The following is an 11,220-nucleotide window of genomic DNA, read 5'->3' on the forward strand; positions in this document are numbered from 1 at the left end:
CGAATCGGAGGGGTATGCGACATGACCACACTGGCTGCGACGGTCCGCGATCACGGCGAGGGCGAACGGCAGTGGTTCAGCGGCGGCGGTCTGCTGACCTGGCTGGCGACCGCGGCGGAGACCGGAGGCGCGTTCCTGCTGTTCGAGTTCGCCGGCGAGCAGGGCAAGGTGACGCCGCTGCACATCCACCCGGCGTCGGACGAGACGTTCTACCTGCTCGACGGAGAGATCCTGCTCGACCTCGACGGAAAGAAGCGCGGCCTCTCGGCCGGTGGGGTCGCGGTGATTCCCCGCGGCGTACCGCACGCCTTCGCGGTCGTCTCCCCGGCAGCCAGACTCCTGACGCTCCTGACACCCGGCACGGACGAGGCGTTCTTCCGGCTCGCCGGCGACCCCGCTCCGGAGGGGAGCCTGCCGGTCCCGGTCGACTTCGACCGGATCCGGGACGTGGCCGAGCAGACCGGCGCCATCCAGATCGTCGGACCGCCACCGTTCTGAACAGCTGCGAGAGCCCGGGCCACCTGGCCCGGGCTCTCGCACTGCGGAAACACTCAGACTGTCGAACCCTCAGACGTTGAAGCCGAGGGCGCGCAGCTGGTCGCGGCCGTCGTCGGTGATCTTCTCCGGGCCCCACGGCGGCATCCAGACCCAGTTGATCCGGAAGTCGTTGACGAGGCCGTCCAGCGCCATCCGGGTCTGGTCCTCGATCACGTCGGTCAGCGGGCAGGCCGCGGACGTCAGCGTCATGTCGATGATCGCCGTACTGGTGTCGTCGACGGTGATGCCGTAGATCAGGCCCAGGTCGACCACGTTGATACCGAGCTCGGGGTCGACGACGTCCTTGAGGGCCTCGTTGACGTCCTCGACCTTGGCCGGCGTCGTTCCCGCCTGTGCAGCCTGGGCCGCGTCGAGGTCGACCTCGGGCAGCTCGATCTTCTCGTCGGTCTGGTCAGGCATTACTCACTCCTTGGTTTGCGGCCAGGGCTTGTGCGGTGGCGTCCCGCCAGGCCGACCAGCCCAGCAGTGCACACTTCACCCGGGCCGGGAACTGCGCGACGCCCGCGAACGCGACGCCGTCCTCCAGAACCTCTTCGTCCGGTTCGACATTCCCCCGGCCCTGCATCAGTTCGAGGAACTTCTCGTACGTCGCCATCCCCTCGGCCACCGGCTTGCCGATCACGAGGTCCGACATCACCGACGTGGCCGCCTGGCTGATCGAGCAGCCGACGCTGTCGTGGGTGACGGCCTTCACGGTGTCGCCGTCGAGTTCGACCCGGAGCGTGACCTCGTCCCCGCAGGACGGGTTCACGTGGTGCACCTCCACGTCGTACGGTTCCGCGAGCCCCGCGTGGTGCGGGGTGCGGTAGTGGTCCAGGATGATCTCCTGGTAGAGGCTGTCGAGCTGCATAGTCAGTCCACCTTGCTGGGTCTAAATTCAAGCACGCTTGAAGTACGAGCGCACGAATCCGAGGCCGTCCACGAGTGCCTCGATCTCCTGAGGTGTCGTGTACAGATAGAAAGACGCTCTGGTCGACGATTGCATTCCGAACCGCTCGTGCACCGGCCGCGCGCAGTGGTGCCCGGCGCGCACCGCGATCCCGCGGGTGTCCAGCACGGTCGACACGTCGTGCGGGTGGACGCCCTCGAGCGCGAAGCTGATCGCGCCGCCGTGGTCCGTCGCGTCGGTCGGTCCGAGCAGCTTCAGGCCGGGGACCGTCTTCAGCCCCTCGAGCGCGTACTCGACGATCGCGTGCTCGTGCGCGGCGATCTTGTCCATGCCGATCCCGGACAGGTAGTCCACGGCCGCACCGAGTCCGACCGCCTGCGCGATCGGCGGCGTACCGGCCTCGAACCGGGCCGGCGGGGCGGCGTACGTCGAACCGGTCATCCGGACGACCTCGATCATCTCGCCACCGCCGAGGAACGGCGGCAGTGACGCGAGCAGCTCGTACCGGCCCCAGAGGACGCCGACGCCGGTCGGGCCGACGACCTTGTGGCCGGTGAAGACCAGCAGGTCGGCGCCCAGCGTGGACACGTCGACCGGGAACTGCGGAACGGCCTGCGAGGCGTCGACGACGACGGTCGCGCCGACCGCGTGCGCCTTGGCGGCGATGTCGGTGATCGGGTTGATCGTGCCGAGCGCGTTCGACACCCAGGTCAGCGCGACGACCTTGGTGTTCTCGGTCAGCAGTTCCTCGATGTTGCTGAGGTCCAGCCGGCCGTCCTCGGTGACGCCGAACCACTTCAGCGTCGCGCCGGTCCGCTCACACGCGAGCTGCCACGGGACGATGTTGCTGTGGTGCTCCATCTCGGACACCACCACGACATCGCCCGGCTTGAGCGACGCGCCGAGTGTGTGCGCGGCCAGGTTGAGCGCCTCGGAGGCGTTCTTGGTGAAGACGATCTCGTCACGCGACGGCGCGCCGATGAACGCGGCCACCTTGTCCCGGCCGCCCTCGTACGCCGCGGTCGCCTCGGCACCGAGCTGGTGCATGGCGCGGGCCACGTTGGCGTTGTGGATCAGGTAGTGGTCCTCGATCGCCTGGACCACCTGGCGCGGCTTCTGCGAAGAGTTCGCAGAGTCCAGGTAGACCAAGGGAAATCCACCCGCGAGCTCACGACTCAGGATGGGGAAGTCCGCCCGGACCGACTGCAGGTCCAAGGGACTGCTGAACGTCCGGGCGTCGGTCACTTGGCGCCTGCCTTGAGGAAGCGCTCGTAGCCGTTGGCCTCCAGCTCCTCGGCGAGCTCCGGGCCACCCTCCTCGGCGACGCGGCCGTCGACGAAGACGTGCACGAAGTCCGGCTTGATGTAGCGCAGGATCCGCGTGTAGTGGGTGATCAGCAGGACACCCTTGTCGCCCTGGGACGCGAACCGGTTGACGCCCTCGGAGACGATCTTCAGCGCGTCGATGTCGAGGCCGGAGTCGGTCTCGTCGAGGATCGCGATCTTCGGGTTCAGCAGCTCCAGCTGGACGATCTCGTGGCGCTTCTTCTCACCGCCGGAGAAGCCCTCGTTGACGTTGCGCTGACCGAAGCTGGGGTCCATGTCCAGGTCGGACAGCGCCTTGTTCACGTCCTTGACCCAGGTACGCAGCTTCGGCGCCTCGCCGTCGATCGCGGTCTTCGCGGTCCGCAGGAAGTTCGCCACCGACACACCCGGCACCTCGACCGGGTACTGCATCGCCAGGAACAGGCCGGCCCGGGCGCGCTCGTCGACGGCCATGTCGAGCACGTCCTCGCCGTCCAGCGTCACCGTACCGCTGGTGATGTTGTACTTCGGGTGCCCGGCGATCGAGTACGCCAGCGTCGACTTGCCGGAGCCGTTCGGGCCCATGATCGCGTGCGTCTGACCGGCCGCGATGGTCAGGTCGACGCCGCGCAGGATCTCCTTGGGGCCGTTCTCGGTGTCGACCGACACGTGCAGGTCGCGGATCTCGAGTGTCGCCATGAGTTTCTCTATCTCCGTCTGGTTTACAAGGATTGCTGGTTCAGGGGGTTCTTCACGTCGACGAGTACGTCGTCGCCGTCGAGGCGCACGGGGTAGATCGGCACCGGGTCGTACGCCGGCAGGCTGGTCGGCTCGCCGGTGCGCAGGTCGAAACGGGACCCGTGCAGCCAGCACTCGATCTCGCACTCGCCGACGTCACCCTCGGACAGCTGGATCTGCGCGTGCGAGCACTCGTCCCGCACCGCGAAGTACTGTCCTTCGCTCTTCACGACCGCGACCTCCACACCGCCGACCTCGACCGGGATCACTCCCTCGTCGGGGACGTCGGCGGCGGCGCAGGCGCGCTCGAACGTGTCGCTCATCGTGTCACTCTCACTGCCCGACGACCGCCTTGGCCGATGCGCTCAACTCCGCGGCCCGCGCCAGCTTCTCCTCGATCACGTCGTGCAGGTGCTCGGTGACCTCGGGTACGCCGATCTTGCCGATGATGTCGTTGAAGAAGCCGGACACCACCAGCCGCCGGGCCGCGTCCTCGGGGATGCCGCGGGCCTGCAGGTAGAACAGCTGCTCGTCGTCGAAGCGGCCGGTCGCGGACGCGTGGCCGGCGCCCTCGATCTCGCCGGTCTCGATCTCCAGGTTCGGCACCGAGTCGGCGCGGGCGCCGTCAGTGAGCACCAGGTTGCGGTTCAGCTCGAACGTGTTGGTGCCCTCGGCCGCGGCCCGGATCAGCACGTCGCCGATCCACACCGAGCGGGCGTGGTCACCGGCGAGCGCACCCTTGTAGAGCACGTTGCTCTTGCAGTTGGTGGCCTCGTGGTCGACGAAGAGCCGGTTCTCGTGGTGCTGCCCGCCTTCGGCGAAGTAGACCCCGAGGAGTTCCGCGTCGCCGCCGGGCCCGGCGTACCGGACGTTGGTGCCGATCCGGACGATCTTGCCACCCAGGGTGACGACCACATGGTGGAGCTTCGCGTCCCGCCCGACCAGCGCGTCGTGCTGGGCCAGGTGGATCGACTCGTGGTCGGCCTGCTGGATGCTGACCACGCGGAGTTCGGCGCCGTCGCCGACGACGACCTCGACGTTGCTGCTCAGCTCCCCCGCGCCGGTGTGATCGATGATCACGATCGCGCGGCTGTGCCGGCCGGCCTCGACGATCAGGTGGCTGAAGCCGCGGCCGCCGAGGCTTGCCACGTTCACGTGCACCGGCTCGGTCAGCTCGGCCTCGACCGGGATCCGCACCGCGAGCGCCTCGCCGGCGTGCGTCCAGGCGATGGCGGCGGACCGGTCCTGGGGCTTGCCGACCTTGAGCGAATCCGCGGCGACGGTCTCGAAGACGACACCCTCCGGACCGGACGCGTCGACCTTCGGGGTCTCGGTGCCGGCCGCGTCCTCGAACAGGGCCTTGAGCTGCTTGACCGGCGTGAAGCGCCACTCCTCCTCGCGTCCGTTCGGCACCGCGAAGTCGGCGACGTCGTACGACGTCGGCCGCTCGCTGCGCGCCTGGAGCGGAACGGGCGAACCCGGCCCGTGGGAGTGCGCCTTGTTGCCAGTCGCAACAAGGGTTTCAGCGGCGGACATCAGCCGACGGCCCCTTCCATCTGCAGCTCGATCAAACGGTTCAGTTCCAGCGCGTACTCCATCGGGAGCTCGCGGGCGATCGGCTCGATGAAGCCGCGGACGATCATCGCCATCGCCTCGTCCTCGGCCATGCCCCGGCTCATCAGGTAGAAGAGCTGGTCGTCGCTGACCTTGGACACGGTTGCCTCGTGACCCATCGCCACGTCGTCCTCGCGGACGTCGACGTACGGGTAGGTGTCCGAACGGCTGATGGTGTCGACCAGCAGCGCGTCACAGCGCACCGTGGACTTGCTGTGGTGCGAGCCCGGCGCCACCTCGACCAGACCGCGGTACGACGTCCGGCCGCCACCGCGGGCCACCGACTTCGAGACGATCGAGCTGGACGTGTACGGCGCGTTGTGCACCATCTTGGAGCCGGCGTCCTGGTGCTGGCCCTCGCCCGCGAACGCGACCGACAGGGTCTCGCCCTTGGCGTGCTCGCCCATCAGGTACACGGCCGGGTACTTCATCGTCACCTTGGAGCCGATGTTGCCGTCGATCCACTCCATGGTCGCGCCCTCTTCGCAGGTGGCGCGCTTGGTGACCAGGTTGTAGACGTTGTTCGACCAGTTCTGGATCGTCGTGTAGCGGCAGCGGGCGCCCTTCTTCACGATGATCTCGACGACCGCCGAGTGCAGCGAGTCCGACTTGTAGATCGGCGCCGTGCAACCCTCGACGTAGTGCACGTAGGCGCCCTCGTCGACGATGATCAGGGTCCGCTCGAACTGGCCCATGTTCTCGGTGTTGATCCGGAAGTACGCCTGCAGCGGGATGTCCACCTTGACGCCCTTGGGGACGTAGATGAACGAGCCGCCGGACCAGACCGCGGTGTTCAGCGAGGCGAACTTGTTGTCGCCGACCGGGATGACGGAGCCGAAGTACTCCTTGAAGAGCTCCGGGTGCTCCTTCAGGCCGGTGTCGGTGTCCAGGAAGATGACGCCCTGGGCCTCCAGGTCCTCACGGATCTGGTGGTAGACGACCTCGGACTCGTACTGCGCGGCGACGCCGGCGACCAGGCGCTGCTTCTCCGCCTCCGGGATGCCGAGCTTGTCGTAGGTGTTCTTGATGTCCGGCGGCAGGTCCTCCCAGGAGGTGGCCTGCTTCTCGGTCGAGCGGACGAAGTACTTGATGTTGTCGAAGTCGATCCCGGACAGGTCGGCGCCCCACGACGGCATCGGCTTGCGGTCGAAGAGCTTCAGGCCCTTCAGGCGCAGGTCGAGCATCCACTCCGGCTCGTTCTTCAGCGCGGAGATGCCCCGCACCACGTCGGTGCTGAGGCCGCGCTGGGCGACCGCACCGGCGGCGTCGGAGTCGGCCCAGCCGTACTGGTAGTTGCCGAGGCCTTCCAGTTCGGGGTGAGCGGTTTGCGTCATCGTGTAGTCCTCGCAGCTTCGCCGTCGGATACAGGGGGAACCGGGTTGGGACCCGGGATATGCGTCGTACACACACCGTCGCCGTGGGCGATGGTGGCCAAGCGCTGCACGTGCTTGCCGAGGAGTCTCGAGAACACCTCGGTCTCGGCCTCGCACAGCTGGGGGAACTGCTCGGCCACGTGCGCGACCGGGCAGTGGTGCTGGCAGAGCTGCTCTCCGTGCGCCGCTTTCGCCGTGGAGGCCGCGTAGCCGTCCGCGGTGAGCGCCTGGGCGAGCACCTCCGCCTTCTGGTTCTCCGGAGCCTGCGCAAGCAGCTCCCGGTACCGCTCCTCCACCTCGGCGACGCGGCGCCGGGCGAACTCCGTGATCGCGTCGTCACCGCCCGCTTCGGCGATGAACCGCATCGCGGTCGCCGCGAGGTCGTCGTACGCCTGGTGGAAGGCGTGCCGGCCGGAGTCGGTCAGCACGAACACCTTCGCCGGGCGGCCGCGGCCGCGGGGGCCGTAGACGCGCTCCTCGCGAGACTCCACCAGGCCCTCGTCGAGCAGGTGGTCCAGGTGCCGGCGAACCGCCGCCGGGGTGAGTTCGAGCCGCTCCGCCAGCACCGCGGCGCTGGACGGCCCGTTCGTCAGGATCGAGCGTGCGACCCGGTCCCGGGTGGACTCGTCCCGCGCGCCGGCAGCGCCGTGAGGCACGGCTCGGTCGGTCGCAGGAGTTTTCACAACATCAGTGTCGCGTAATTCCCCGGACCCTTCAAATAAGGGTCCCCTAACCGGTTCGGGCGCCCACGCGGGGCTCCGGACCCGACCGTGAGCGAGGTCACTCCGGGCCGTTCTCTATGCTGCCGTTTGTGCCAGTCGCGGTGGAGATCGACAACCTCGTCGTGCGGTACGGCGAGAAGACCGCGGTCGACGGTCTCACCCTCACCGTAGCCGCCGGATCGGTGACGGCTGTGCTCGGCCCGAACGGCGCCGGCAAGACCACGACCGTGGAGACCTGTGAGGGCTTCCGGCGCCCGGACTCGGGCAGCGTCCGGGTCCTCGGCCTCGATCCGCTCGCCGATCACGACGAGCTGATGCCGAAGATCGGAGTGATGCTCCAGGAAGGCGGCGCCTGGTCGGGCGTCCGCGCGGTCGAGATGCTCCGGTACGTCGCCGCGCTGCACACCCACCCGCTCGACGTGCCCGCCCTGGTGGAGCGCCTCGACCTGGGCAGCTGCGGGCGCACGCCGTACCGGCGGCTCTCGGGTGGGCAGAAGCAGCGGTTGTCGTTCGCGCTGGCGATCGTGGGACGGCCGGAGATCGCGTTCCTGGACGAGCCGACCACCGGCCTGGACCCGCACGGCCGCCGCGAGATCTGGCAGCTGATCCGCGATCTGCGCGACGACGGTGTGACGGTGGTGCTGACGACGCACGCGATGGACGAGGCGGAGCAGCTGTCCGACCAGGTGCACGTGGTGTCGTCCGGAAAGGTGATCGCCTCCGGCACCCCCGACTCCCTCACCGAACACCACACCAAGTCCCTCGAGGACGTCTTCCTCGAGCTGACCGCGCCGAAGCGGGAGACGCGATGAGCAGCGCAGCGACGTACGCCCCGAGCCCGGGCAGCGCGCCCTGGCCGCGGAAGGTGCTCGCGCACACCCGGATGGAGTTCAAGCTGCTCGTCCGCAACGGTGAGCAGTTGCTGCTCGCCCTGGTGATCCCGCTCGGTCTGCTGCTGCTCCTCGGCGGGACCGGCCTCGGCGAGCGGTTGCCGCTCGGGAGCGGCCGGCCGATCGACGAAGCGGTCCCCCGCGTGCTCGCGCTCGCGATCCTGTCCTCGTCGTTCACCTCGCTGGCGATCGCGACCGGCTTCGAGCGCCGGTACGGCGTCATCAAGCGCCTGGGCGCCTCACCGCTGTCCCGTACCGGGCTGCTCGCGGGAAAGATCGGCGCGGTCCTGATCGTCGAGGTCATCCAGCTGATCGTCCTGATCGGCACCGGGTTCGCGCTCGGCTGGAAGCCGGTCGGCGGATTCGAGGCCGTCTTCGGCGTCGTCCTCACGGTCCTGTGCGGTACGGCGGCGTTCGCGTCGCTGGGTCTGCTGATGGCCGGCGTACTGCGTGCCGAGGCGACCCTGGCCGCGGCGAACCTGCTGTACCTGCTGCTGCTCGTGGGCGGCGCGATCATGACACCCGTCGACGAGTACCCGGCCGGCCTGCAGGGCGTCGTCCGGCTGCTGCCGAGTGCCGCGCTCGCCAACGGGATCGCGAACTCGACCGTCGAAGGAGTGATCCCGTGGGCCGCCGCGCTCTCGCTCGCCCTCTGGGCCGGCGTGCTGGGCTACCTGGTCTCACGAACCTTCAAATGGGACTGACCTTTAGAGTGTGCCGGTGATGACGACCGAGACCCCGCCCCAAGAGACTGCGCCAGTCAGCGGATTCTGGCGACTGGTGCCCGAGCCGAGCCTGGACGTCGTCCGGCGCTGGGGCTGGGCATCGATCGTGGTGAACATCGGCATCGTGGTCACCGGCGGTCTGGTCCGCCTGACCGGCTCCGGGCTCGGCTGCCCGACCTGGCCGTCCTGCACCGACGACTCGTACGTCCCGCACGCCGCCCTCGGTATCCACGGCGCGATCGAGTTCACCAACCGGATGCTCGGGTTCGTCGTCGCGATCGTCGCGATTCTCACCTGGCTGGTGGTGATGCGCTACCGCCCGGTCCGGCGGGACCTGCGCCGGCTGGCGACCGCGGCCGCCCTCGGCGTGCCGCTGCAGGGCGTGATCGGCGGTATCAGCGTGCTCACCGGCCTGAACCCGTGGATCGTCTCGGCGCACTTCCTGGTCTCGCCGATCATCATCACGCTGACGGTCTCGATGATGCGCCGGTCGCGCACCAGCCCGTACCCGCACACTCCCCCGGTGGTCCGCGCCCTCGCCACCGCCTCGGTGGTGGCCGTCTGGCTGACTGTTGCCCTCGGCACCGTTGTCACCGGCGCCGGCCCGCACTCGGGCGATCCGGAGACGGGCCGCAACGGCTTCGACCCCGAGCTGGTCAGCCAACTGCACTCCGATGTCGTCTTCGGCCTGCTCGGGATCACGATCGCCCTGGTGATCGCGACCCGCGTGACCGCGACGTCACGGACGCTGCGCAAGCTCGCCGCCTGGCTGCTCGCCGTCGAACTCCTGCAGGGTGTCGTCGGCTTCACGCAGTACTTCACCGGCCTGCCGTGGGGTCTCGTCCTCGTCCACATGTTCTTGGCCGGGCTCCTGATCGCCCTCGTCACCGCCGTGTACGGCGAACGCGGGACGCCCGCCACCTGACGGGGAGTGTCGAATCGGGGCCACCTCGTTCGTCGCAATGGTCAGAGGCAGCTCACGCGGATGCTGTCACGACCAAGGAGATGCTGACGATGCCACGCCCCCACGCCAAGGTCCACCGTATGTTCGAGCTCGTCGAGCCGATCGCCACCGTAACCTTCTCCGAGGGACCGACCGAGGCGTTCCTGGCTATCGGCATGCGTAACTACTGGGACGGATACTTCGCCGGCCGGGCCGCGCCTCTGGGGCCGGCACCGGCCGAGGTCGTGCATGCGGTCTTCTACAACTTCGCCGACGGCGAGGTGGCGCGCCACATTCCGTGGGTCTGGGGCAAGACCACCCCGGAGGAGGCGATCGCCGTGCGCGAGCGAGGCAGCGCCGCCGAGTTGCGCCAGAGGATCGGGGAACTCGCCGACTCCCCCGGTCTGGTGCGACTCGCCGACCTTGCCACCCGTGCAGCCGTCAGCGCGCCGACCGAGGGCCGAGTGCTCTACGCCGGGCTCCGGGCGCTCGACGTACCCCAGGAGCCGGTGGCCAGGCTCTGGCACGCGGCGACGCTGCTGCGCGAGCACCGCGGGGACGGTCACAACGCCGCCCTCGTCGCGAACGGCATCGGCGGTACCGAGGCTCACGTCCTTCTGGCCCTCTCGGCCGGAATGAGGCCCGAGGAGTTCGGCCGGATCCACCACCTGCCCAAGGCACAGTTGACCGCCGTCGTCGACGGGCTGCGCGACCGCGGCCTCGTAGACGCGGCCGGCGGGTTCACCGACACCGGCCGGCAGACCAAGGAGCGGATCGAGGCCCTCACCGACGAGCTGGCAGCACCGGCGTACGACGTACTCAGCCTGTCCGAGCTCGACGAACTGGCCGCCGGCCTCGAGCCGATCGCCGCCGCGGCACGGGCCCGCTGACCGTCCCGATCCACGCCAGGCCCGTCCCCGGAAGCACTCGGCCCGGACGCGAGGTGATGCCCAACGACATTCAGTTGCCATCAGCAATCTTCGGTCAGATCCCCAACCCCACAACGCCTTCCGGCATCCAGGCGGGACTTTCTGGCGGGACTTTCGCGGATTTGTCTGGTTCGAACAGATGTTCTATTCTAAGCGCATGAGTGGGAGCGTGAGCAGTCCGGTCGGCGGCGATCATCCGATCACCGCCGACGCAGCCGCGCCCACCACCGTCCACACCGCCGCGCCTGCGGGGCCTGGTGCTGCGGGGCCTGGTGCTGCGGCGGCGACCGCGTTCGTTTCTGGTGGGGTGGTTGCGCGGTCTGCGTGGAGTGTGTGGGACGACGCGCCACTCGACGGTGATTACGTGCCGGACGATCTGGTGTATCCGACCGATCCCGAGCTCCCTGGTGGTCCGAGGCTGGTCAGTCAGCAGGATCAGTTGGACGCGGAGTTGGACGAGTTGCTGGGTCGGAATCGGTATTCGCGGGTGGATGAGTTGGAGTGGCAGGAGTGGGACGGTGTCGAGCAGGATGCC

The 11,220-nt window shown here is 68.8% G+C and carries 14 protein-coding genes; 6 read left to right on the forward strand and 8 right to left on the reverse strand.

The features are described 5' to 3' along the window. The first annotated feature begins 21 nt into the window (after window positions 1-21). Complete coding sequence (locus E0H50_RS24915) at window positions 22-498, forward strand: quercetin 2,3-dioxygenase (protein ID WP_131292666.1); 477 nt, start codon at window positions 22-24, stop codon at window positions 496-498. Between the two features lie 69 nt (window positions 499-567). Here the strand turns inward: E0H50_RS24915 and E0H50_RS24920 are convergent, their stop codons facing one another. From E0H50_RS24920 to E0H50_RS24955, 8 genes are read right to left on the reverse strand one after another with little or no spacing between them, the layout of a single operon-like run. Next, window positions 568-957: a metal-sulfur cluster assembly factor gene (locus E0H50_RS24920; RefSeq protein WP_131292667.1), complete on the reverse strand. Its 390-nt coding sequence runs from the start codon at window positions 955-957 to the stop codon at window positions 568-570. Continuing rightward, complete coding sequence (gene sufU / locus E0H50_RS24925) at window positions 950-1,408, reverse strand: Fe-S cluster assembly sulfur transfer protein SufU (RefSeq protein ID WP_131292668.1); 459 nt, start codon at window positions 1,406-1,408, stop codon at window positions 950-952. The genes E0H50_RS24920 and sufU overlap by 8 nt, the downstream gene beginning before the upstream one ends. 27 nt (window positions 1,409-1,435) lie before the next feature. Then, window positions 1,436-2,692 (reverse strand): cysteine desulfurase, encoded by a 1,257-nt coding sequence (locus E0H50_RS24930; RefSeq protein WP_131292669.1) that lies wholly within the window; start codon window positions 2,690-2,692, stop codon window positions 1,436-1,438. After that, window positions 2,689-3,450: a Fe-S cluster assembly ATPase SufC gene (sufC, locus tag E0H50_RS24935; protein WP_131292670.1), complete on the reverse strand. Its 762-nt coding sequence runs from the start codon at window positions 3,448-3,450 to the stop codon at window positions 2,689-2,691. Before sufC ends, E0H50_RS24930 begins: the two co-directional genes overlap by 4 nt. 23 nt (window positions 3,451-3,473) lie before the next feature. Further along, complete coding sequence (locus tag E0H50_RS24940) at window positions 3,474-3,812, reverse strand: non-heme iron oxygenase ferredoxin subunit (protein ID WP_131292671.1); 339 nt, start codon at window positions 3,810-3,812, stop codon at window positions 3,474-3,476. Between the two features lie 10 nt (window positions 3,813-3,822). Continuing rightward, window positions 3,823-5,025, reverse strand: a complete 1,203-nt coding sequence (sufD, locus tag E0H50_RS24945; protein WP_131292672.1) for a Fe-S cluster assembly protein SufD — start codon at window positions 5,023-5,025, stop codon at window positions 3,823-3,825. After that, window positions 5,025-6,437: a Fe-S cluster assembly protein SufB gene (gene sufB / locus E0H50_RS24950; RefSeq protein ID WP_131292673.1), complete on the reverse strand. Its 1,413-nt coding sequence runs from the start codon at window positions 6,435-6,437 to the stop codon at window positions 5,025-5,027. The genes sufD and sufB overlap by 1 nt, the downstream gene beginning before the upstream one ends. Further along, a complete protein-coding gene (locus E0H50_RS24955; protein ID WP_165547286.1) occupies window positions 6,434-7,159 on the reverse strand; it encodes a helix-turn-helix transcriptional regulator in 726 nt (241 codons plus the stop codon). Before E0H50_RS24955 ends, sufB begins: the two co-directional genes overlap by 4 nt. Window positions 7,160-7,299: 140 nt before the next feature. On the opposite strand from E0H50_RS24955, the gene E0H50_RS24960 reads away from it, so the two are divergent. The 5 genes from E0H50_RS24960 to E0H50_RS24980 form a co-directional block, all read left to right on the forward strand. Further along, window positions 7,300-8,010 carry an ABC transporter ATP-binding protein gene (locus E0H50_RS24960; RefSeq protein ID WP_131292729.1) on the forward strand — a complete coding sequence of 237 codons (711 nt, stop codon included), beginning with the start codon at window positions 7,300-7,302 and terminating at the stop codon, window positions 8,008-8,010. Then, the gene (locus tag E0H50_RS24965) at window positions 8,007-8,792 is read left to right on the forward strand and encodes an ABC transporter permease (protein WP_131292675.1); all 786 of its coding nucleotides are present in this window, start codon (window positions 8,007-8,009) and stop codon (window positions 8,790-8,792) included. The genes E0H50_RS24960 and E0H50_RS24965 overlap by 4 nt, the downstream gene beginning before the upstream one ends. Before the next feature lie 19 nt (window positions 8,793-8,811). Further along, window positions 8,812-9,738, forward strand: a complete 927-nt coding sequence (locus tag E0H50_RS24970) for a COX15/CtaA family protein (protein WP_131292731.1) — start codon at window positions 8,812-8,814, stop codon at window positions 9,736-9,738. A gap of 119 nt (window positions 9,739-9,857) precedes the next feature. Further along, on the forward strand, window positions 9,858-10,646 hold the full coding sequence (locus E0H50_RS24975; protein WP_131292677.1) for a MarR family transcriptional regulator: 789 nt from the start codon (window positions 9,858-9,860) through the stop codon (window positions 10,644-10,646). Between the two features lie 196 nt (window positions 10,647-10,842). Next, a partial coding sequence (locus E0H50_RS24980) for a hypothetical protein (RefSeq protein WP_131292679.1) occupies window positions 10,843-11,220 on the forward strand: 378 nt, incomplete at its 3' end.

Source organism: Kribbella sindirgiensis (genome assembly GCF_004331435.1).
In the GTDB taxonomy this organism is placed as follows: domain Bacteria; phylum Actinomycetota; class Actinomycetes; order Propionibacteriales; family Kribbellaceae; genus Kribbella; species Kribbella sindirgiensis.